Origin of the sequence: Sphingopyxis sp. DBS4, from assembly GCF_024628865.1 — a bacterium.
Classification (GTDB): Bacteria; Pseudomonadota; Alphaproteobacteria; order Sphingomonadales; family Sphingomonadaceae; genus Sphingopyxis.
On the sequence record NZ_CP102384.1, the window covers coordinates 135,001 to 155,363 of the forward strand.

The 20,363-nt window shown below is 68.5% G+C and carries 19 protein-coding genes, 1 tRNA gene, 2 rRNA genes and 2 riboswitches (1 of these 24 running past the window's edge); of the genes, 5 read left to right on the top strand and 17 right to left on the bottom strand.

The features are described 5' to 3' along the window. From NP825_RS00580 to NP825_RS00590, 3 genes are all read left to right on the top strand, one after another. Positions 1-890 (top strand): 23S ribosomal RNA (locus tag NP825_RS00580) (it extends 1,901 nt beyond the left edge of the window). 116 nt (positions 891-1,006) lie between these two features. Continuing rightward, positions 1,007-1,121 (top strand): 5S ribosomal RNA (gene rrf / locus NP825_RS00585). 112 nt (positions 1,122-1,233) lie between these two features. Continuing rightward, positions 1,234-1,310, top strand: a tRNA-Met gene (locus NP825_RS00590). A gap of 40 nt (positions 1,311-1,350) precedes the next feature. Here NP825_RS00590 and cobU read toward each other — a convergent pair. The 17 genes from cobU to NP825_RS00675 form a co-directional block, all read right to left on the bottom strand. Further along, entirely contained in the window at positions 1,351-1,854 is a 504-nt protein-coding gene (gene cobU, locus NP825_RS00595; protein ID WP_257547535.1) for a bifunctional adenosylcobinamide kinase/adenosylcobinamide-phosphate guanylyltransferase, read from the bottom strand. After that, positions 1,851-3,311: a cobyric acid synthase gene (locus NP825_RS00600; protein WP_257547536.1), complete on the bottom strand. Its 1,461-nt coding sequence runs from the start codon at positions 3,309-3,311 to the stop codon at positions 1,851-1,853. Before NP825_RS00600 ends, cobU begins: the two co-directional genes overlap by 4 nt. Beyond that, a complete protein-coding gene (gene cbiB, locus NP825_RS00605; protein WP_257547537.1) occupies positions 3,299-4,237 on the bottom strand; it encodes an adenosylcobinamide-phosphate synthase CbiB in 939 nt (312 codons plus the stop codon). Before cbiB ends, NP825_RS00600 begins: the two co-directional genes overlap by 13 nt. Continuing rightward, positions 4,230-5,201, bottom strand: a complete 972-nt coding sequence (locus NP825_RS00610; protein WP_257547538.1) for an aminotransferase class I/II-fold pyridoxal phosphate-dependent enzyme — start codon at positions 5,199-5,201, stop codon at positions 4,230-4,232. The genes cbiB and NP825_RS00610 overlap by 8 nt, the downstream gene beginning before the upstream one ends. Next, positions 5,198-5,917, bottom strand: coding sequence for an adenosylcobinamide-GDP ribazoletransferase (locus NP825_RS00615; protein WP_257547539.1), 720 nt, complete (start codon positions 5,915-5,917; stop codon positions 5,198-5,200). Before NP825_RS00615 ends, NP825_RS00610 begins: the two co-directional genes overlap by 4 nt. Then, on the bottom strand, positions 5,914-6,471 hold the full coding sequence (locus tag NP825_RS00620; protein ID WP_257547540.1) for a histidine phosphatase family protein: 558 nt from the start codon (positions 6,469-6,471) through the stop codon (positions 5,914-5,916). The genes NP825_RS00615 and NP825_RS00620 overlap by 4 nt, the downstream gene beginning before the upstream one ends. Next, complete coding sequence (cobT, locus tag NP825_RS00625; protein WP_257547541.1) at positions 6,468-7,481, bottom strand: nicotinate-nucleotide--dimethylbenzimidazole phosphoribosyltransferase; 1,014 nt, start codon at positions 7,479-7,481, stop codon at positions 6,468-6,470. Before cobT ends, NP825_RS00620 begins: the two co-directional genes overlap by 4 nt. Beyond that, positions 7,478-7,885: a DUF1636 domain-containing protein gene (locus NP825_RS00630; protein WP_257547542.1), complete on the bottom strand. Its 408-nt coding sequence runs from the start codon at positions 7,883-7,885 to the stop codon at positions 7,478-7,480. The genes cobT and NP825_RS00630 overlap by 4 nt, the downstream gene beginning before the upstream one ends. Continuing rightward, on the bottom strand, positions 7,885-8,430 hold the full coding sequence (locus NP825_RS00635) for a hypothetical protein (protein WP_257547543.1): 546 nt from the start codon (positions 8,428-8,430) through the stop codon (positions 7,885-7,887). The genes NP825_RS00630 and NP825_RS00635 overlap by 1 nt, the downstream gene beginning before the upstream one ends. Continuing rightward, a complete protein-coding gene (locus NP825_RS00640; protein ID WP_257547544.1) occupies positions 8,430-10,364 on the bottom strand; it encodes a TonB-dependent siderophore receptor in 1,935 nt (644 codons plus the stop codon). Before NP825_RS00640 ends, NP825_RS00635 begins: the two co-directional genes overlap by 1 nt. A 146-nt stretch (positions 10,365-10,510) precedes the next feature. Continuing rightward, positions 10,511-10,701: riboswitch (cobalamin riboswitch) on the bottom strand. Positions 10,702-10,747: 46 nt separating this feature from the next. Then, positions 10,748-11,455, bottom strand: coding sequence for a hypothetical protein (locus NP825_RS00645; protein WP_257547545.1), 708 nt, complete (start codon positions 11,453-11,455; stop codon positions 10,748-10,750). After that, positions 11,452-12,225: an ABC transporter ATP-binding protein gene (locus NP825_RS00650; protein WP_257547546.1), complete on the bottom strand. Its 774-nt coding sequence runs from the start codon at positions 12,223-12,225 to the stop codon at positions 11,452-11,454. Before NP825_RS00650 ends, NP825_RS00645 begins: the two co-directional genes overlap by 4 nt. After that, a complete protein-coding gene (locus tag NP825_RS00655; protein WP_257547547.1) occupies positions 12,219-13,205 on the bottom strand; it encodes an iron ABC transporter permease in 987 nt (328 codons plus the stop codon). Before NP825_RS00655 ends, NP825_RS00650 begins: the two co-directional genes overlap by 7 nt. After that, complete coding sequence (locus NP825_RS00660; RefSeq protein ID WP_257547548.1) at positions 13,202-14,050, bottom strand: ABC transporter substrate-binding protein; 849 nt, start codon at positions 14,048-14,050, stop codon at positions 13,202-13,204. The genes NP825_RS00655 and NP825_RS00660 overlap by 4 nt, the downstream gene beginning before the upstream one ends. Next, positions 14,050-14,658, bottom strand: coding sequence for a cob(I)yrinic acid a,c-diamide adenosyltransferase (cobO, locus tag NP825_RS00665; RefSeq protein WP_257547549.1), 609 nt, complete (start codon positions 14,656-14,658; stop codon positions 14,050-14,052). The genes NP825_RS00660 and cobO overlap by 1 nt, the downstream gene beginning before the upstream one ends. A 2-nt stretch (positions 14,659-14,660) precedes the next feature. Continuing rightward, complete coding sequence (locus NP825_RS00670; protein ID WP_257547550.1) at positions 14,661-16,514, bottom strand: TonB-dependent siderophore receptor; 1,854 nt, start codon at positions 16,512-16,514, stop codon at positions 14,661-14,663. A gap of 174 nt (positions 16,515-16,688) precedes the next feature. Beyond that, a riboswitch (cobalamin riboswitch) is annotated at positions 16,689-16,909 on the bottom strand. Between the two features lie 154 nt (positions 16,910-17,063). Further along, positions 17,064-17,696 (bottom strand): TetR/AcrR family transcriptional regulator, encoded by a 633-nt coding sequence (locus tag NP825_RS00675; protein ID WP_257547551.1) that lies wholly within the window; start codon positions 17,694-17,696, stop codon positions 17,064-17,066. 65 nt (positions 17,697-17,761) lie between these two features. Here NP825_RS00675 and NP825_RS00680 point away from each other — a divergent pair, with 65 nt between their 5' ends. Together NP825_RS00680 and NP825_RS00685 are read left to right on the top strand one after the other, a co-directional pair. Beyond that, positions 17,762-19,174: an efflux transporter outer membrane subunit gene (locus NP825_RS00680; protein WP_257547552.1), complete on the top strand. Its 1,413-nt coding sequence runs from the start codon at positions 17,762-17,764 to the stop codon at positions 19,172-19,174. A gap of 20 nt (positions 19,175-19,194) precedes the next feature. Further along, positions 19,195-20,355: an HlyD family efflux transporter periplasmic adaptor subunit gene (locus NP825_RS00685; RefSeq protein ID WP_374046514.1), complete on the top strand. Its 1,161-nt coding sequence runs from the start codon at positions 19,195-19,197 to the stop codon at positions 20,353-20,355. Positions 20,356-20,363: the final 8 nt, after the last annotated feature.

The following is a 20,363-nucleotide window of genomic DNA, read 5'->3' on the forward strand; positions in this document are numbered from 1 at the left end:
CTCCAGGAGATGCTCAGCGAAATTGAATTCTCCGTGAAGATGCGGAGTACCCGCGGTTAGACGGAAAGACCCCGTGCACCTTTACTGCAGCTTCAGAGTGGCATTAGGAAAGAACTGTGTAGCATAGGTGGGAGGCTTTGAAGCACTGGCGCCAGCCGGTGTGGAGCCATAGGTGAAATACCACCCTGTTGTTTTCTGATGTCTAACCTCGATCCATGAAACTGGATCAGGGACCCTCTGTGGCGGGTAGTTTGACTGGGGCGGTCGCCTCCTAAAGAGTAACGGAGGCGCGCGATGGTAGGCTCAGGACGGTTGGAAACCGTCTGTTAGAGTGCAATGGCATAAGCCTGCCTGACTGCGAGACTGACGAGTCGAGCAGAGACGAAAGTCGGTCATAGTGATCCGGTGGTCCCGAGTGGAAGGGCCATCGCTCAACGGATAAAAGGTACGCCGGGGATAACAGGCTGATGATTCCCAAGAGCTCATATCGACGGAATCGTTTGGCACCTCGATGTCGGCTCATCACATCCTGGGGCTGGAGCAGGTCCCAAGGGTTTGGCTGTTCGCCAATTAAAGTGGTACGTGAGCTGGGTTCAGAACGTCGTGAGACAGTTTGGTCCCTATCTGCCGTGGGCGTCGAAATTTGAGAGGAGTTGACCCTAGTACGAGAGGACCGGGTTGAACATACCTCTGGTGTACCTGTCGTGGCGCCAGCCGCGCAGCAGGGTAGCTATGTATGGACGGGATAACCGCTGAAAGCATCTAAGCGGGAAGCCTCCCTCAAGATAAGATTTCTTAGAGCCGTGGAAGACCACCACGTTGATAGATCGGATGTAGAAGCGCGGTAACGCGTGGAGCTAACCGATACTAATTGCTCTATTCGCACTTAAGAGTCCCGCCATCAACGACAAGCCTGACCGGTTTGTCCGCTTGATGCGGATGATTGATCAGACAGTGTTGCACGGATATCGATTGAAACCCTTTTTGACCTACGCCGGCTTCATTGCTTGGTGACCATGGCGTCAGTGACCCACCCGATCCCATCTCGAACTCGGCCGTGAAACCTGACAGCGCCGATGGTACTATGGCTCAAGCCCTGGAAGAGTAGGACGTCGCCAGGCATTGCAGCCGACGTAAGGTCGAAACGGAAACCCATTCACAAAGTTAGAGGCCGGCAGCGATGCCGGCCTTTTGCTGTTTTTGGCGGCCCGAAAGGCGCCGTATACTGGTTGACGCGGGATGGAGCAGCCCGGTAGCTCGTCAGGCTCATAACCTGAAGGTCGTAGGTTCAAATCCTACTCCCGCAACCAACAAAAAGCCCGCTTTCCCGAAAGGGACGGCGGGTTTTTGTCATTTGAGCCGCATCGGCAGGCCCGCCGCGACGAACGTCACCTGGTCGGCCGCTGCCGCGATCATTTGATTCATCCGTCCCGCAGTATCGCGGAAGGCGCGGGCAAGCGCGTTGCCGGGGACGATGCCGAGGCCGACCTCGTTCGCGACGAGCAGAACCGGGGCGCTCGCGGCGCGCAAGGCCGTGATCAGTTCGGCCGTTTCGGCGGCGACATCCCGGTTCGCGTGCATCAGGTTCGAGGCCCACAGCGTGAGGCAGTCGACGAGCAGCAGGCGATCGGGCGCCGCGGCGTCGCGGATCGCGTCGGCCAGCGCGAGCGGCGCTTCGATCGTGCGCCAGCGCGGACCGCGATCGGCTTGGTGACGCGCGATCCGGTCGGCCATTTCGGTATCGAAGGCTTCGCCGGTCGCGATAAAGACCAGTTCGCCGGCAAACGCCTCGGCCAGCGTCTGCGCGTGGCGGCTCTTGCCCGAGCGCGCACCGCCGAGAATCAGATGGATCATGCCCCGGACTCCTGCCGCGCGATGGCGAGCAGCGCGTCGATTGCGACATGGCGTTCGAGCTCGGCGGCGATCGCATCGAGCGCGCTGTCGATCGCGGCATGATAATCGCGCCCGCCGCCGACGGTGCCCAGCCGGGCGAGCAGGGCGTGACGTAATTCAGCGCTGGCGAGCAGGCCGTGGACATAGCTGCCCATCACGCGCCCGTCGGCGCTGATCGCGCCTTCCGGCCGGCCGCCGATCATTCCGAAGGGGCGCTCGGTTCCGGCGCCGGTCGTTTCCCCCATATGCATTTCATACCCCGCGATCGGCGCGCCGAGCGCAGTGCCCGACATTGCGCGAAGCGTCTTCGCGGGGGCCAGACGCGTTTCGACGTCAAGCAGGTCGAGCCCCGCGGCCCGACCCGGCGCACCCTCGATCCCGCCGGCATCGACGATCGAGCGCCCGAGCATCTGATAGCCGCCGCACAGCCCCAGCACATGGCCGCCGTGCCGGACATGCGCGCGAATATCGATGTCCCAGCCTTCCCGGCGCAATGCGGCGAGGTCGGCGATCGTCGCCTTCGACCCCGGCAGGACGATGAGCGCGGTCTCGGCGGGGATCGGCTGGCCCGGCGGCACCATCACCAGCCGCACGCCGGGTTCGAGCTTCAGCGGGTCGAGATCGTCGAAATTGGAAATGCGCGGTAGGATCGGACAGGCGACGACGATCGCGCCGTCAGGCCTCGCTGCCTTCCGTTCGAGCACCACCGCATCCTCGCTCGGCAGATATTTGACCGCGTCGAGCCACGGGACGACCCCGAAGCCGCGCCAGCCGGTGCGCCGTTCGATCTCGCGATAGCCGTCGTCGAACAGGGCGGGGTCGCCGCGGAATTTGTTGATCAGAAAGCCGCGGATCATCGCGGCGTCGCCGGGATCGATCACCGCTTTGGTCCCGACGACCGACGCGATGACGCCGCCGCGGTCGATGTCGCCGATCAGGACGACCGGAACTTTCGCCGCGCGCGCGAAGCCCATGTTCGCGATGTCGCCCGCGCGCAGATTGATTTCGGCGGGCGATCCCGCGCCCTCGACGATCACCAGATCGCTTGCGGCGCGGAGCCGGGCGTGGCTTTCCAATACTTCGGCGAGTAAAGACCCGCGCGCCTCGCGGAAATTGGCGGCGCCGAGCGTGCCGCGTACGTGGCCGTGGACGATGAGCTGCGAGGTCCGGTCGGCCTGCGGCTTCAGCAGCACCGGGTTCATGTCGCTGTGCGGTTCCACCCGGCAGGCGAGCGCCTGCAGCGCCTGCGCGCGCCCGATCTCGCCGCCGTCGACGGTGACCGCGGCATTGTTCGACATATTCTGCGGCTTGAACGGCCGCACCGAAAGGCCGCGATTCGCGAGCGCGCGGCAGAGGCCCGCGACGAGCACCGACTTGCCGACGTCGGAGCCGGTCCCCTGCAGCATCAAAGCGCCCATGCCGCGCCTCCCGCGATCAGCCATAGCAGCCCAGAGGCGCGGACATAGAGACGAAGCGCGCGGCGAATGTCGGCCGCCGTCGCCTCCGTCCGTCCATCGCCGATCCAGGGTTTGTCATGCATGACGCCGTCATAGGCGACCGGACCCGCGAGGCGAAGACCTAGAGCGCCCGCCATCGCCGCCTCGGGCCAACCGGCGTTGGGTGAGGCATGACGCCCGGCGTCGCGAACCATGATGCGCCACCCGCCGCCACCTGCGACGCAGAGCAGGACCGCCGCGAGCCGGGCCGGAACCAGATTGGAGAGATCGTCGGCGCGTGCCGCCGCCCAGCCGAAGGCGCGCCAGCGCTCCTCGCGATGCCCGATCAGGCTGTCGGCGGTGTTGATCGCCTTATACGCCCATATCCCCGGCAGGCCGAGCAACAGCAGCCAGAAAAGCGGCGCGGCGACGCCGTCGCAAAGACTTTCGGCGAGGCTTTCGATGCCCGCGCGGGCGACGCCGTTCCGGTCGAGCGCGGCGGTGTCGCGCCCGACGATCGCCCCGACCGCGCGCCGCGCTTCGGCAAGGTCGTCGGCGCCCAGCGCCTGCGCGACCGCGCGGACATGGTCGAACAGGCTGCGCTGCGCGAGCGCGGGCCAGGAGAAAAGAGCGATGCCGATCCACGCGAAGCCGCCGAGCGCTGCGGAGAACAGGCGTTGCAGCATCCAGCCGCCGCCTCCCGCCACCAGCAGGAGCAGCAGCAAGGTCAGGATGCCGAGCGCGCGCCGCGTCGCAAAGCCTGTTTCGGGGCGATTCCACCGCGCTTCGCAGCCGTCGATCAGCCGCGCGAACAGCCCGACCGGATGGCCGATGCGCCGATAGAGCGGGGTCGGCCAGCCGAGCGCAGCGTCGAGCGCGAGCGCGGCGAGAGCGACGGGCTCAGCCACCGAGCGCCGCATCGAGCCGGGCCAGTGCCGCTGCGCTGCCGGGCAGACCAAGGCGCAGCCAGCGCGGCTGGTCGGCAAAGGGCCGGGTCAGGATCGCGGCGCGCGCGAGCCGCTCGAACAGCGCCCCGGCGTCATCGGCTTCGACCAGCCGGAACAGCGGGCAGTCGCCGATGACGGACAGATTGCGGCGGGTGAGCAGCGCGTCGAGCGCGGCCGCTTCCCTGGTTAGCTGCTCGCGCATGGCGGCGATCCAGTCGCGGTCGCGATAAGCGGCGTTGCCGATCGCGAGCGCCGCGGCGGAAACGGGCCACGCGCCGAGCAAGGTGCGCAACTCGTCCAGAAACAACGGCGGGCCGAGCACGAAGCCGAGCCGAACCCCGGCGAGACCGAAGAATTTGCCGAAGGAGCGGAAGACGAGCAGGCGCCGGTCGTCGCTGATCCGATGCGCGATGCTCGTCACGGGTGCGCAATCGGCGAAGGCTTCGTCGATGAGCAACCAGCCGTCGCGCTGCGCGAGCATGGCGTCAAGCATCGCGATATCGATGATGCTCCCGTCGGGATTGTTCGGATTGGCGAGAAGCATTGTGCCTTTGCAGGTCGGTGCTTCGGCGCGGTCGATCGGCGCGCTGCCGGAAAAAATCTCGCCATGGGTGCGATAGGCGGGGGCGACATGCCGCGCCGCGCCGCCGATGATCCGGCCCGCGAGGCGCAGGCCGACCTCGCTACCCGGAATCGCGCAGACATGGCGCGCTTTGACCCCGAAATGCGCCGCGGCGGCGGCTTCGAGATCGGCAAGGGCTTCGCGTTCGGGGAGCCGCCGCCAGTCGATCGCGATCGTGTCGGCGCCCGGCCAGGGGTGCGGGTTGATCCCGGTCGACAGGTCGAGCCACGGCGCGTCGCCGGTGCCGAAATGGCGCTTCGCGGCTTCCAGCGCCCCGCCATGCCACGTCCAGTCAGGCGTCATGCGACGTGCGTCCAAAGCAGCGCGGCGAAGAGCAGCAGGCTTTCGCTCACCTCGATCCCCGCCCCATGGCCGTCGCCCGAGATGCCGCCGATCCGGCGCCGCAGCCACCAGCCCCAGAGCAGGACGGCCAGCGGCGCGGCGAGCAGCGAGGGCGACAGCGCCGCCAGCGCGAGCAGCAGGATCGTCCAGAGGCCGATGTCGACCGGCCGCACCGCGCCGCGGAATCGCGACCCTAGCCCGTCGTGGAGAGCGGGCAGCCAGCGCGACCAGAGCAAGGGCGCGATGCGCGCCGCGAAGGGTATGAGCAGGATGGCGGTAAAGGCTTCGGTCGCGATCAGGCCGTGCAGCAGCACGAGCTTGGCAAGAAGCTGGAGCGCGATCGCCACCACCGCGAAGCTGCCCGCGTGGGGATCGGCGAGGACAGCGCGCAGGCGCACGGGGTCTTTGTGTGCGGCGCCGCTTGCGTCGGCGATGTCGCCAAGACCGTCGAGGTGCAGCGCGCCGGTGACCGCGACCCACAGCAGCAGCGCGGCGAGCGCGCCGGACCAGGGATCGAGTTTCGCGCCCGCCCAGCCTCCGCCCGCGACCAGCGCGCCGACGATCAGCCCGACCGCGGGGAACCAGCGCATCGACGCCGCGAATTCGGCGCTCGACACCGTCACGCGCGGCGCCGGCAGCCGGGTCAGGAACCGGATCGCTATGATGAGCCCCTTCATGCGCGAAGGCCCGTGATCTGCGCGGTTCGCTCGCCGCGCCACAGGCGAAGTGACAGCACGGCGCCGTAGGGCAGATCGAAGGCCCACACCGCGCGTTGGTCGAAGTCGCACAGGTGATGGAGCGCCGCGCGCATTGCGCCGCCATGGGTGACGACCAGCGTCGGCACCGGCGCGAGCGCGTCGGCGACGCGCGCGACGAGTGCCGACCAGCGCTCGCCGTCGGGCGGGGGGCAGGCGTCGGGATCGGCCCGGAACCGGCCGAGCGCATGGGGATCGATCACCCCGGGCGCCTTGCCGTCCCATGCACCGAAATCGAGCTCGCGCCAGCGTGCGTCGATGGTCAGCGGGAGGTCGCGCGCCGCGCCGATGCGTTCGCCGGCAAGGCGGCAGCGTTGCAGGTCCGACGCGATCACCCGATCGAAGCTCAGCCCGGCGGCCCGTTCGGCGCAGACGGTGAGGCCTTCGGCGGTCGAGGCATCGTCGGTACGCCCGAGCAACAGGCCCGGCCGCTCGGGCGCGCCGTGGCGCAGCAAGTGGAGCGCGACGCCGGTCATAGCGCGCCCGACACGGCGGCTTCGTCGAAGGTCGCCATCCGGTCGTGCGCGGCCAGCGCCGCACGGACCACCCCCGCCGCGACCGCCGCGCCGCTGCCTTCGCCGAGGCGCATGCCGAGCGTCAGGATCGGGTCGAGCCCGAGCCGGTCGAGCAACCGGGCGTGGCCGGGTTCGGCCGAACAATGCCCTGCGAGGCAATGCGCGGTGATCGCCGGATTGTCGGCGGCGAGCGGGGCGATGGCCGACCCGCAGATGAAGCCGTCAAGCAGCACCGGAATGCCAAGTTGCCGCGCGCGCAGGGTCGCGCCCGCGATCGCCGCGATCTCACGCCCGCCGACCCGGCGCAGCGTCTCGAACCCCGAACGCGGAGCGCCGTCGTGAAAGGCAATCGCGCAATCGATGACGGCCGCCTTTCGCGCTACGCCGGCGTCGTCGACACCCGTTCCGGGCCCCACCCAGTCGCGCGCGTTGCCGCCGAAACTCCGCGCGCAGAGCGCGGCGGCGGCGGTCGAATTGCCGATCCCCATCTCGCCGAGGACGAGGAGGTCGAGCCCCTCCTCGACCGCCGCCGCCCCGCTGTTCAGCGCCGCGAGGCATTCGGCCTCGCCCATCGCCGGGGCGGCCGTGAAATCGGCGGTCGACCGATCGAGATCGAGCGCAACGACCTTGAACTCCAGACCCGCCGCGCCCGCCAAGGCGTTGATCGCGGCACCGCCGCCCGCGAAATTGGCGACCATCTGCGCGGTGACGCTGGCCGGAAAGGCGCTGACGCCGTGCGCGGTCACGCCGTGATTGCCCGCGAAGACGACCGCGCGGCCGCGATCGATCTGCGGGCGCTCGCGGCCTTGCCAGCCCGCGATGAAGACGGCGATCTCCTCGAGCCGGCCGAGCGATCCGGCGGGCTTGGTAAGCCGCGCCTGCCTGGCCCGCGCGGCGGCTTCGGCGGCGGGGTCGGGACCGCGCAGATCGACGAGAGCAGCCTCGAAGGCGGCAAGCGAGGGAAAGATCATTCGGCGACATATCCGGCTGGCGGGGTGCGGACGATGAAATGGCCTTTGACGCCCTCGGGCCAGTCCGCATAGGCCACCCGGCCATGGTCGCTGGCCGCATAATGGACGGCATAGTCGAGGATCGCGCGCGCGGCGTTCTCGTCGGGGGTGAAGCGACCGAGGACATAGCCGATCTTGTCCGGCGCGCGCAGATGGACGGTGCAATGATCCTGGCAGGCAAAGAGGCATGCCATTTCCTGCACCGCGATGCCGGCGTAGCGGGGGTCGCCGCTCTTGATCCGCTGCAAGGCTTCGGCGAGGCGCGTGCCGCCGCGTACGCCTGCGGCGTCGTCCCGTGCTTCGCGGCTGTGGCGACAGGTGCTGCACACCACGACCGCGGGGCCAGGGGCGACGCGCGTCAGCATCAGGCGACCGCCGCCGGTTGCGGGGGCGCCGGGACGCCAACCGCGACGAGAGCCCGATACAGGACATACAGCCCGATCAGGATCGCGCCGTTGCGGACGAATTGTTCGGCCAGGAGATCGGGAGCCATCGCGGTGTGGAGCCCGCCGAGCGCAAGGGCCCAGAGCAGGATGATGCCCTTGAACGCCGTGAACCCGGCCGCATAGGCGAGGCCGAGCCGCGCCGCGACCGAGCGGTAGTCAAGCGCCCGGAGCGCGGCGTAGCTGGCGAGCGCCGATCCCGCCGCCGCCGTGCCCAGCCCGATACCCCACGCCAGCGTGCTTCCGTCGCGTGGATAGCCGAGCAGGAAAAAGCCGACGAACTGGCTCGCCGCCCACGCCAGAAACATGAGCGCGAGGCCGTCGCGGCGGCGCATATGCACCGCCGCGAGCGCCGCGAGTGCCGGGAAAGGCGTCGCGCAGGCGAGGGCGATCGTGGTCGCGGTGCTCGCCCCCGTGAACATCGAGACCCACAGCGCCGACGCCCCCCGTTCGGACAGGCCGGTCATCAGAAGCGCCCCCGGATACCGGCGTAAAAGCTGCGGCCGAGCGTGCCGTAGCGATAGGTGGTCATATAGTCCTCGTCGAAGATATTCTCGGCGCGCGCGAACAGCTTCACGGCGTCCGACAGCTTGAGCTCTGCGCGCAGGTCGACGAGCGTATAGTCGTCCAGCCGCTGCGCGTTGCTGGCATTGTCATAGCTCTTGCCCGACCAGCGCACTGCCGCGCCGAGTTCCAGCCCGAAGCCGAAGGCGTAGCTGGCCGACGCATTGGCGGTCTCGCATGGCCGGCGCGGCAGCCAATTGCCGAAGCTGGCACCGGGCGAGCGGTCCTCGGCGACGATCCAGCTATAATTGCCGTCCACCGTCAGCCCGCCGAGCGACAGCGCCGCCGCCGCCTCGACCCCGTGCGCCTCGCTGCGCGCGATGTTCAGATAATAGCCGTAGCGCGGCGTCGTGGGGTCGCCGGGCACGAAGCAGAGCGGATCGGTCGAGCCCGACGAGCAGCCGTTGTAGATGATCTGGTTGACCGTCTTGCGGTCGAACCAGGTCGCGCCGACGACGAGCTTGCGATCGAACAGATGCTGTTCGATTCCCGCTTCCCAGCCGTGCGCCTCCTCGGGATCGAGCGCGACATTCCCATATTCGCTGAACAGTTGATAGAGGCCTGGCGCCTTGAAGCCTTCGCCATAGCTTGCGCGCAGCACGGTGCCGGTGGCGAGCCGCCACACGCCGCCCGCGGCGAACAAAGTCTGGCCGCCGTAGCGGTTGTGGTCGTCGTAGCGAACGCCGCCGTTCAGCGTCAGCCCGGCGACCGGCTCGACGCTGAGCTGGCCATAGACGCTCGTGATTTCGGCCTTGCCGCGCGCGAAGGCGGGGAGCGGCATCGCGAGCGAGGCCGAGGGCGAGCGGCTGCGGAACGAGGAGCGCTCATTCTCCACCCCGAAGATCGCGTGGATCCGGTCGCTGACGTCGAAGCTGCCCTGATATTCCCAGCGCTTGTTGCGGCCGTCGGCCTCGAAGCTGCGCGGCCGGGCGCGGTCGGGGTTGAAATTGTCGCGGTTGGTGTCGGTATAGGCATAGGCGATCCGGTTGCGGAAACGCCCATCGGCGAGCGCGACGTTCAGGCCCGCATAGCCGACGAATTCCTTGCTCAGCCCATAATCGGCGCTGTCGGCGCTGAAGCCGTCGAATTCGACCCGCCCGCTCGCATAGGTGCCGCGAAGGTCGACGCTGATAGTGTCGGCGAGCGCCAGCTCGGCGCGGCCCGACAGATTGTAATTGCGATAGCCGTCGCGTTCCTTGCCGCCGAACGCCCGGGCGTAGGAGGAAATGCCGTCGGTGGTGAAGCGCTGGCCGCCGATGCGCCAGGCGAGGGGGCCGGTGCGGCCGCCGATCGCGGCGCGCGCGCTGACCGTCTCACGCGAGCCCGCCTCGACGTCGAAGCTGCCTTCGAGCGGCTTTTCGGGGGTCGCGGTGACGATATTGACCACGCCGCCGATCGCCTGGCTGCCCCACAGGATCGATTGCGGCCCGCGCAGCACCTCGATCCGCGCGATATCGCCGGCGAGCAGGTTGGCGAAGTTGAAGCCGCCGCCGGTCGACGAGGGATCGTTGAGCTTCACCCCGTCGATCACCACCACCGTATGTTCGGATTCGGCGCCGCGGATGCGGAGCGAGGTCGACGTGCCATAGCCGCCGTTGCGCGAGATGCTGATGCCCGGCGTGCGGAGCAGCAATTCGGTGACGCCGATATCCTGGCTACGGTCGATCGCCTCCTTGTCGAGCACGGCCACCGACGCGGGAATTTCGTCGAGCGTCAGCGGTGCGCGCGTCGCGGTGACGATGATGCTGTCGGCGTCGGCGGCTTCGTCGGCGAAAGCAGGCAGCGCGGCCGCGATGGCGGCCACGGAAAGCGTGGTACGAAAAACAGTCCTGAACATGGATAACCCCATCGACAAGGCCGCTTGCGCGCAGGGTCGATGGAGCCCGCCCCATGGGGACGCACGACATCGGCCCGTGCGTGCGCACGGCCACCTTTGTCGTCGCTCGGGTTCACTCCCCGTCCGCCCGGCACACCCTGTCCGCACGAAAGACGACGGCGACGGGCAGGTCTCCTGGCTCGCGGGTCGGTGCCGGTTCGGGCCGCCTTCTCGGGACTTCAAGTCCCAATGGCATGTGGCCCGATGGCTCTCCGCTTACAGTTGCAGGGGCAGCCGGGGTCTTGCACCCCGTTCCCTTTTGATCCCCTTTCGGGGAACCTGTCGCTGGACGCGCCCCTAACGCAATATCGGGGCGGCGGTCAATTGCTGCGTTGCAACAGCGATCAGGCGGCCTTCATCCACACGACGAGCGCGAAGCGTGTCGCGCGCGCCGGCAGGGTGCGGTGCGGGGTGAAGCGGTCGAGGAACAGCGCGGTTCCGGCCGGGCAATCGGGGCGGACGCGCGGCAGGTCGGCGAGGCGATAGTCGGGGATTTCAAAGCCATCCGCGACCTGCTCGCCCAGCGGTGCCGGCTGGCGCGCCGCCGCGACCTCCAGTCCGCCGCTTTCCGGCCCCCCGCTCTCTGGCCCCACGTCGCCGAGCGGAATCCACGCGGTCACCAGCACCTTACCGCAGCCGGTGCCGTCGTCGCGCGCGACGTCGCTGTGCCACGCGTGGCGATGTTCGGGGAAGCAGGCGATGCTGGCGCGGACGCGGACGATCCGGCCCGCCAGCTTGCGGCCGCAGAGCGCTTCGGCCGTCTCGATCAGCCGCGGATCGTTGGCCAGCGCTTGCAATCGCGGTCCGCGATGCGCGTCGGTGCAGATCGCGACGCGGAGCAGGTTCGCGATGCTGCGTTCGTGGGCGTAGACCCGGTCGATCCGCTCGGTCAGCGGAGCGTCGGGACAGCTCTGTTCGAACGGCAGATACAGCGCGCGCGACACGCGGTCGATATGTTCGGCGATGTCCTCGCGCGCCGCGAGGATGCTCGCGCGATCGAACAATGGCACGGCGGCATAGCCCTGTTCGGCGAACTGCGTCGCGGGGGTCATCGCGCGCGCCCGAGCGTCGTCACCGTCGGCCAGTCGCCGCCGGTTTCGACCCGTGCGTCGATGCCGTAGACGGCGCGCAACAGGTCGGCGGTCAGGACCGTGGGCGGGGTCCCGTCGGCGACGATCCGGCCCTTGTCGACAATCAGCAACCGGTCGCAATAGCGCGCCGCCATGCTGAGGTCGTGGAGCACCGCGATGACCAGCGCGCCGGCGTCGGCTTCGGCGCGGAGCAGGTCCATCGCGTCGATCTGGTGGCCGGGGTCGAGGCTGGCGAGCGGCTCGTCGGCGATCAGCGCGGCGGCCTCGACCGCGAGCGCGCGGGCGAAAAGGACGCGGGCGCGCTCTCCCCCCGACAATTCGGTCGCGATCCGGTCCCGGAGCCCGAGGACGTCGGCGCGTTCCATCGCGCGCTCGATCGCGGCGGTATCGGCGGCCGAGACGCGCGACATCGGGGCGAGGTGCGGCAGGCGACCGAGCCCGACGAGCCGCTCGACGGTCAGCGGCCAGTGCAGGGTCTGCCCCTGCGGCAGATAGGCGACGCGCCGGGCGAGGTCGGCGCGCGGTATCGCGGCGGCGTCGGTGCCGTCGATTTGCACCGTTCCGCTTGCGGGAACGAGCGCGAGCATCGCACGGGCGAGCGTCGACTTGCCCGCGCCGTTGGGGCCGACGATTCCGGTCAGCGTGCCCGGCACGAACGTCGCGTTCGCATCCGCGACCACGACGCGATGGCCGAGCGTGACTCCGACCCGTTCGAGCGCGATCGTCACCATAGCCTTTTCTCCCGCATCAGATGGACGAGAAAGACCGGAACGCCGAGGAAGGCGGTGACGACGCCGAGCTTCAATTCGTTCGTCGTCGGGATGATCCGCACCCCAAGGTCGGCGAGCGTCAGCAGCGCCGCGCCGCCGATCGCCGAGGGGAGCAGGATCGCCGACGGGCTGCGGTCGGTGAGCGGGCGGATCAGGTGCGGGACGATCAGCCCGACGAAACCGATCGCCCCCGATACCGCGACCGCGCCGCCGACCGCGATTGCGGTGCCGACGAGCAGGCGGAGCCGCATCCGCCCGATGTCGACGCCGAGCGCCTTCGCTGCATCCTCGCCGAGCGTCAGCGCGTCGAGCGCGCGGCCGTTCCACAGCAGCATCGCCATGCCGATCGCGACGCAGGGCAGCGCGATCCAGACATGTTGGAACGAGCGGTTTTCGAGGCTGCCGAGCAGCCAGGTCATGATCTCCATCGCCGCGAAGGGGTTCGGCGACAGGTTGAGCGCGAGGCTGGTCCCCGCGACCGCGAGCGTGCCGACCGCGATGCCCGCGAGGATCAGCGTCAGCGGGCTCTCCGACCGCCCAGCGAGCGCAAACAGCAGGGCGAGCGAGGCGAGCGCGCCGCCGATCGCCAGCACGGGCAGCGCGGCGGGATGGATCTGTGCGAAGCCGAAATAGAGCGCGGCAACCCCGCCGAGCGCCGCGGCGTTCGAGGTGCCAAGCACCGAGGGTTCGGCGAGCGGATTGCGGAGATAACCCTGCAGCGCCGCCCCCGACAGGCCGAGCGCTGCTCCGACGATCAGCGCGAGCAGGGTGCGTGGCAGGCGGAGTTCGAAAAGGATCGTCGTCGCGACCGCATCGCCATGTCCGCTGGCCGCCGCGCCAAGCCGCGCGAGCGACAGGTCTACGGGGCCGAAGAGCAGCGAGGCGACGGCGGCGGCGAGTGTGAGCGCCGCGAGTGCGGCGACGAGAATCCAGCGCGTCATCGCCGCCCTCCGTCGATCGCCGCGATCTGCGCGACGATGCTGCGCGCGGCGACGGTATATTCGGGGCTGCCGCACACGGTCCACGCCTGCGGGATGCTGATGCGCGGAATGTTTTTCAGCGCCGGATGATGGAGCATTTCGCTGCCCTGGTCGGTGATCGTATCGGTCGCGCTCTCGACGATCAGGAAATCGGGCTGCGCCGCCACCATTTCCTCGAGGCTGAGCTGTGACAGCGGCGGCTTGCCGAGCTTGCCGGCGAGATTGACGAGGCCGAGGCGGGTCATCAATTCGTCGATCAGCGTGCCGGTGCCGGTCATGTAGCCGCGCCGCTGATAATAGGCCGCGACGCGCCCGCGTCCCGGCTTCGGCAAGCCAGCAAGCTCGCGCTCCATCTTCGCGACAAGCGCTTCGCCGCGGTCGGCGTGCCCTACCGCTTTCGCCGTCGCGCGGATCGAGGTGTAGATCTGGTCGAGCCGGTCGGCGGTGTCGAGGTCGAGCAGCGGATAGGTCCGGCCGGGCAGCGCGGCGAGCGCGGCGCTGCGGCTCGCGGGCATGCCGACGACGAGGTCGGGACCGATCGCCAAAATCTGCTCGGCCGAATTGCCGAGCAGCGGCAGTCCGCGCGCCTTCGCCGCCGCCGCCGACAGTTCGGGATCAGACGCATTGTGTGTGAGCCCCGCGATCTGTCCACGGTCGGCGAGCGCGAGGACGAGCTGGTCGGCGCAAAGATTGACCGAGACGATGCGCTTAGGCGTCGCGGGGGCCTTCGGTGCACTTGCAGGTGCAGCAGCCCACAAGGCCCCTGCGCCGGCGAGCAGCAGGGGGATCGCGAGCAGGCCGCGCATCAGAACTCGACCCCCGCCTGCGCGCGGACATTCTGCTCGCGGAAGGGATGCTTGACCTGCGTCATTTCGGTGACGAGATCGGCGGCGTCGATCAGCGGCTGTGGCGCGTTGCGGCCGGTGATCACGACATGCGTCATCGCGGGCTTGGCGGCGAGCGTCGCCAGCACCTCCTCGACCGGCAGATAATCATAGCGCAGCACGATATTGAGCTCGTCGGCGATGACCATCTTGTAGGCGGGGTCGGCGATCATCCGCTTCACTTCCTCCCACGCTTCGCGGGCGACTTCGATGTCGCGCGCGCGGTTCTGCGTGTCCCAGGTGAAGCCTTCGCCCATCGGCTTGAACGCGGCAAGCTCGGGAAAGCGATCGAACACTGCGCGCTCGCCGGTCGCCATCGCGCCTTTGACGAACTGGACGATGCCGACCTTCATCCCGTGCCCGATCGCGCGGATCGCCATGCCGAAGGCGGCCGAGCTCTTGCCCTTGCCGGGACCGGTGTGGACGATGACGAGGCCCTTTTCGACCGTCTTGGTCGCGATCTTCTTCGCCTGCGCCGCCTGCAGCTTGACCATCTTCGCCTTATGCTCGGCGTCGGTACGGGGCTTCACGGTCAGAAACTCAGCCGGACGCCGCCATAGGCGGCACGGCCATAGACGCCATAGCCGGAGGCGGTCGCATAATCGGCGTCGAACAGATTATCGACGCGGCCGTACAGCTCGATATGTCCGCCAATCGGGAAGGAGGCGCGAACACCCGCGAGCGCATAGCCGTCGAGCGGGACGAGGTTCGCCGCGTCGTCGAAGCTGTCGCCAACCAGTGTCAGCGTCGCCCCGGTCGACAGGCCGAACGACCAGTCATAGTCGGCCGACAGGCTGATCGCCTGCTCGGCGCGGCGGGGGAGGCGCTTGCCGTCGAATGCGGGGCGTCCCGAACGGTCGCGGGCATCGATGTAGGAGTAGGAGGCGGTGACGTTCAGCGCGTCGACGGGGCGCAGCGCGAGTGTCGCCTCGACCCCCTTGGCGCGGGTGCGGTCGATATTGCCATATTTGGAAGTGGCGTTGTCGTAATTGATCTGGTCGGTGGTGTTGCGCACAAAGGCGGTCAGAGACATCACCGCGCGCCCGTCCGCCAGACTCTGGTCGATGCCGAGGTCATAGCTTTTCGACCGTTCGGGCCGCAGCGCTGCGTTGCCGCTGAAACTGTCGTAGAGCTGATAGAGCGACGGTGCCTTGAACCCCTCGCCATAGCTCGCGCGGACATTGGTCGCGCCGCCGTTCGGCGAATAATTGGTGTTGGCGCCGAAGGTCGTCGCGCCGCCGAACTGGCTGTGGTCGTCGTGGCGCACGCCGCCGGTCAGCGACAGGCTGGCGAATGGCTGGACGATCCCCAGCGCATAGACGCTATCGATGTTCGCGCGCTGGCTGTCGGTCGATCCGAAGCCGAAGAAATCATAGTCGGGCCGCTCGTGCTCATAGCCGAAGATCAGCTTCGCGCGGTCGGCCGGCGTGACGACGCCCTGATATTCGAAGCGCAGGTTGCTCCCCGAATAGCCATAGTCGGGCGCGGTTCCGCGCACGAAATAATAGTCGCGGTCGTTGCGCAGCCAGGTCACCGCGGCGCGGCTGGTGAAGCGGCCATCGAACAGCGCGAGATTGAGGCCCGCATAGCCGACATATTGGTCGAGCTTGGCGACGTCGGCGCTGTCCGCCGGGGGACCGAAGAAGCTGTCATAGTCGAGGTTGGAATGGATATAATATCCGCGCAGGTCGAGGCTCAGCGCATCGCCGAGCGCGACCTTCAGCCGCGCATTGCCGGCGAAATTCTTGTAGCCGTCCTTTTCGGTGCCGCTCGCGGCCGACGAGATGCCGTCGGTCCGGAACCAGGACGCGCCGACGCCGCCCGACACCGCGCCCGCGGTGCCCGACACGTCGGCCCGCGCGCTGGTCGTGTCGCTATAGCCATATTCAGCCGCGGCGTCCGCCGCGAACCCTTCGGCGGGGGTGGCGGTCGTCAGGCTGACCACGCCGCCGATCGCCTGGCTGCCGTGGACGACCGAGTTCGATCCGCGCAGCACCTCGATCCGGCGGATGTTGCCGGTCAGCAGCGGGCCGAAATCATAGCCGTCGCCGATCCCGCTCGGGTCGTTCACCTTGACGCCGTCGATCAGCACCAGGGTCTGCGTCGTCTCTGCGCCGCGCAGCGATACCCCCGCGACCGAGCCGGTGCTGCCGGTGCGGCTGAACCGCACGCCGGGGGTGGTGGCGAGCAGATCGACGACGTCGATCGTCTGGCGCTTCGCGATCGTGTCGGAATCGATGACGGTGATCGCCTGCCCGGTCTCGTCGCGGGGCTGCTCGATGCCCGACGCGGTGACGACGATATCGTCGGCGGGCGAACCGGTCTGGGCAAAGGCGGGCGTCGCCGCCGCCGACAGGATCAAGGAAAGAGTGACAGGCTTCAACATGGGAGTCCCCCGACGCCGGCAACGAAGGCGGGGCCTGCCGAAACGCGCGCACGTTCGACCGATGTCCAGGCCACCGGCGGCGTGAAGGACCGCGACCCCGACACCGAAGCGGCTCCACCGCTTGGTCGTCGCTCGACGGAGTTCTCCGTGCCCTGGCCTTTCCCTGGACCGAGGCATTGAGCGACCCACGCCGGCAGGTCTCCTGGCTCGCGGGTCGTCGCTTGACGCACGCCTTCCCGGGACGGATCCCAGTGGCTGCCCCGGAAAGACGTTCGGGGCGGTGCGTCGCGCTCGCCGCTTACAGTTGCAGGGACAGCCGCGGATTCGAAGGCAGGGCCTTCTCACCGCATTCCCTATTAAGCCCCTTGCGGGGCACCGGCGCGATCATGCGGGACATCGCCCCGCTTCGCCGCCCATAGCGCGATGCCGCAATTTGGCAACCGGCTTTCGCGGAGAGAGGGCTTGGTTGAGTGCCGACATCTGCAAAGAGTGCGTGCGTCCCCGCCTTCGCGGGGGAACACGGCCTTGTTCATTCAGGAATGACTGGCCTTAATCCTCAGGCTTCCAAGCGCGGTAGAAGATGTCGACCGCGTCGTCGATCTCGGCAGCGAGCCGGTCGAGGTCGCGGCCTTCGGGCAGGCCGAGCACCGCGAACTGATAGAGTCCCGACTGGCACAGCCCGGTGAAATGCTGCACCGCGCGCAGCGGATTGCCCATGCGCAACTCGCCGCGCGCCATCTTTTCGCCGACCCACTCGGCAGCGCGGGCCTTGCCGCGGCGCGGGCCGCGATCATAGAAGGTCTTGGCGAGGTGCGGGAAGCGCTCGGCTTCGCCGACGACGAGGCGGAAAAGCGACAGGATCGGCGTCGCGGTGAGCTTGGTCATGAGCAGATTGCCAAAGCGGCGCAGCACCTCTGGCACCGGCTCGTCGAGCGGCAGGTCGACCGCGAGCGCGTCGCCATATTCTTCGACGATGCCGTCGACCACCGCCTCGAACAGATCCTCCTTCGACGGAAAATAGCTCCACAGCGTCGTTTTCGACCCGCCGACCTTGCTGGCGATCGACGACATCGTCGTCCCGGCATAGCCGTTGGTGAAAAAAGCCTCGCGCGCCGCATCGACGAACGCCTTGCGCCGCGCCGTTGCGGCGTCGTCCAGCGGTGCCGTACTGTCTGGTATCATTTCGATTGACAACGCACTCTCCAAGGTCCAATGACGCATGATACCAGCTAGTATCGTTGGATTCCATGCCTTATCGAAATCTCCCCTCCCCATTGATTTTGGGCGCCGTTTTCGGCCTGCTTTCGGCCTGCGCCACCGTTCCCGACCTTGGGCTCAAGCCGGTCCCGGCCGCAGCCGGGTCGTTCGAATCGGCAGCGAGCTTCGCCGACGCTGCGGGCGCGTGGCCTGTCGAAGGCTGGTGGCAGAGCTTCGGCGACGCTCAGCTCGACACGCTGATCGCGGAAGGGCTCAAGGGTTCGCCCGATATGGCGGTCGCTGCGGCGCGGGTTCGCGCCGCCGAGGCGCTGGCACAGCAGGCGGGCGCCGCGCTGCTCCCGCGCGTCGGGGTCGAGGGCAGCGCCGGCGGCACCCAGCAGAGCAAGAATCTGGGTATTCCGCCCGCCTTCGTTCCCGACGGCATTCAGGACACCGGCCATGTCGCCGCGACCTTCAGTCTCGATTTCGACCTGTGGGGCAAGAATCGCGCGGCGCTCGCCGCCGCGACCTCGGAAGCCGAAGCGGCGCGCGTCGACGAAGCGCAGGCGCGGCTGATGCTGACGACGGGAATTGCTTCGGCCTATGCCGATCTCGCGGGCTATTATCACGCGCTCGATGTCGCGAAGGAAGCGGTGCGCGTGCGCAGTGCTAGCGCCGAACTTTCGAGTCGGCGCGCCGCGGCAGGGATCGAGAATCAGTCAGCCGAGCGCCAGGCGGAAAGCCGCGCCGCCTCTGCGCGCGCCGACATCGCCGCGCTCGAGGAAGCGATTGCGACGACGCGCCACCGGATCGCCGCGCTCGTTGGCGCGGGGCCCGATCGCGGCCTGTCGATCGCGCGGCCGACGCTCGCCTCACCGGGGATCGGCCTGCCGCCGCAGGCGGGGATCGATCTCGTCGGCCGCCGCCCCGACATCGTCGCGGCGAAGCTGCGCGCCGAGGCGGCGGCGAAGCGGATCGACGTCGCGCGCGCCGACTTTTATCCGAACATCAACCTGTCGGCGCTTATCGGGCTCCAGTCGCTCGGCCTTTCCAACCTGTTCAAGTCGGGGTCCGACTATGGCAATTTCGGCGCGGCGGTCAGCCTGCCGATCTTCGACGGCGGACGCTTGCAGGGCCGTTATCGCGGCGCGCGTGCCGATTTCGACAGCGCGGTCGCCAATTATGACCGTACTTTGATCGCCGCGCTGCGCGACGTCGCCGACATCGTCACCAGCCGCGCGGCGACCGAGCGCCAGCTTTCCGAACGGCAGGACGCGCTCAAGGCCGCGACCGACGCGGCTGAGCTCGCGGGCCTCCGCTACCGCGCCGGCCTGTCGAACCAGCTCGAACAGCTCGTCGCCGAAGACAGCATGACCCAGCTCGCGCGTCAGGTCGCCGACCTGCAGGCGCGCAGGCTCTCCCTCGATATCGCCCTGATCCGCGCGCTCGGCGGCGGCTACTAGACCCAGACAGGAGAATGACGATGGCCGACGATACGGCTGCGGCAAATAGCGAGGCTCTCCCCGAATCCTCTTCCCCCGAAAACAGTGAAGCGATGGCGAAGCGCAAGAAGCTGCTGCGCATCCTCGCGATCGTCGTCGTGTCGATCGCGGCGCTGTGGGGCATCTGGTATTTCCTGACCCAGGCCGGCCGCGTGTCGACCGACAATGCCTATGTCGGTGCTGATTCCGCGACGGTGACCGCGCTCGTCTCGGGTCCGGTCAAGGAGGTTCGCGTCAGCGGCACGCAGGTGGTGAAGAAGGGCGACGTTCTCGTGGTCCTCGACGACGCCGATCAGCGGATCGCGGTTGCCGATGCCGAAGCGGCGCTCCGTCAGGCGCGCCAGCGCTATGGACAGTCGAGCGCGAATGCCGATGCGGCGCGCGCGCGCGTCAGCGCACGCGGCGCCGAGATCGCGCAGGCGCAGGCGCGGCTGCGCGACGCCGACGCGGCGGTCGCCAAGGCACGCGCCGAACTGGCGCGGCGCGAAAGCATCGCCGGCACCGGCGCCGTATCGGCCGAAGAACTGACCGCGGCGCGCACGGCGCTCGCCTCGGCGGGCGCGGCGCGCGACCTTGCGGCAGCGGGAATCACCTCGGCCGAGGCGACGCGCGGATCGGCAAGCGGCGACCTCGGCGCCGCCGAAGCGGTGGTGCGCGGTACGACGATCGACACCGCCCCCGATGTCGCGGCGGCGCAGGCGCGGCTCGACAAGGCGCGGCTGGACCTCGAACGCACGGTGATCCGCGCGCCGGTCGACGGCGTCGTTACGAACCGGCAGGTGCAGGTGGGGCAGCGGATCGCCGCGGGCGCGCCGATCATGGTCGTGGTTCCGATCGCCACCGCCTATGTCGACGCCAATTTCAAGGAAAGCCAGTTCAAACGCATCCGCATCGGCCAGCCGGTCGAACTCACCTCGGACTATTATGGCGGCGACGTGGTCTATCGCGGCAAGGTGATCGGCATCGCCGGCGGCACCGGCGCCGCCTTTTCGCTGATCCCGGCGCAGAATGCCACGGGCAATTGGGTCAAGGTCGTGCAGCGCCTGCCGGTCCGCATCGCGCTCGATCCGAAGGAACTGAAGGCGCACCCGCTGCGCGTCGGCCTGTCGATGGAAGCGACGATCGACACGCGCGGGAATTGAGCTGAATC

Coding starts and splice junctions, on each gene's coding strand:
- NP825_RS00655 (WP_257547547.1), bottom strand. CDS start 13,205: ATGACGCGCTGGATTCTCGTCGCCGCACTCGCGGCGCTCACACTCGCC.
- cobT (WP_257547541.1), bottom strand. CDS start 7,481: ATGATCTTTCCCTCGCTTGCCGCCTTCGAGGCTGCTCTCGTCGATCTG.
- NP825_RS00600 (WP_257547536.1), bottom strand. CDS start 3,311: ATGGGCGCTTTGATGCTGCAGGGGACCGGCTCCGACGTCGGCAAGTCG.
- NP825_RS00620 (WP_257547540.1), bottom strand. CDS start 6,471: ATGACCGGCGTCGCGCTCCACTTGCTGCGCCACGGCGCGCCCGAGCGG.
- NP825_RS00630 (WP_257547542.1), bottom strand. CDS start 7,885: ATGCTGACGCGCGTCGCCCCTGGCCCCGCGGTCGTGGTGTGCAGCACC.
- NP825_RS00615 (WP_257547539.1), bottom strand. CDS start 5,917: ATGAAGGGGCTCATCATAGCGATCCGGTTCCTGACCCGGCTGCCGGCG.
- NP825_RS00685 (WP_374046514.1), top strand. CDS start 19,195: ATGGCCGACGATACGGCTGCGGCAAATAGCGAGGCTCTCCCCGAATCC.
- NP825_RS00660 (WP_257547548.1), bottom strand. CDS start 14,050: ATGCGCGGCCTGCTCGCGATCCCCCTGCTGCTCGCCGGCGCAGGGGCC.
- NP825_RS00670 (WP_257547550.1), bottom strand. CDS start 16,514: ATGTTGAAGCCTGTCACTCTTTCCTTGATCCTGTCGGCGGCGGCGACG.
- NP825_RS00645 (WP_257547545.1), bottom strand. CDS start 11,455: ATGACCCCCGCGACGCAGTTCGCCGAACAGGGCTATGCCGCCGTGCCA.
- NP825_RS00675 (WP_257547551.1), bottom strand. CDS start 17,696: ATGATACCAGACAGTACGGCACCGCTGGACGACGCCGCAACGGCGCGG.
- NP825_RS00680 (WP_257547552.1), top strand. CDS start 17,762: ATGCCTTATCGAAATCTCCCCTCCCCATTGATTTTGGGCGCCGTTTTC.
- NP825_RS00610 (WP_257547538.1), bottom strand. CDS start 5,201: ATGACGCCTGACTGGACGTGGCATGGCGGGGCGCTGGAAGCCGCGAAG.
- NP825_RS00635 (WP_257547543.1), bottom strand. CDS start 8,430: ATGACCGGCCTGTCCGAACGGGGGGCGTCGGCGCTGTGGGTCTCGATG.
- NP825_RS00650 (WP_257547546.1), bottom strand. CDS start 12,225: ATGGTGACGATCGCGCTCGAACGGGTCGGAGTCACGCTCGGCCATCGC.
- cobU (WP_257547535.1), bottom strand. CDS start 1,854: ATGATCCATCTGATTCTCGGCGGTGCGCGCTCGGGCAAGAGCCGCCAC.
- NP825_RS00640 (WP_257547544.1), bottom strand. CDS start 10,364: ATGTTCAGGACTGTTTTTCGTACCACGCTTTCCGTGGCCGCCATCGCG.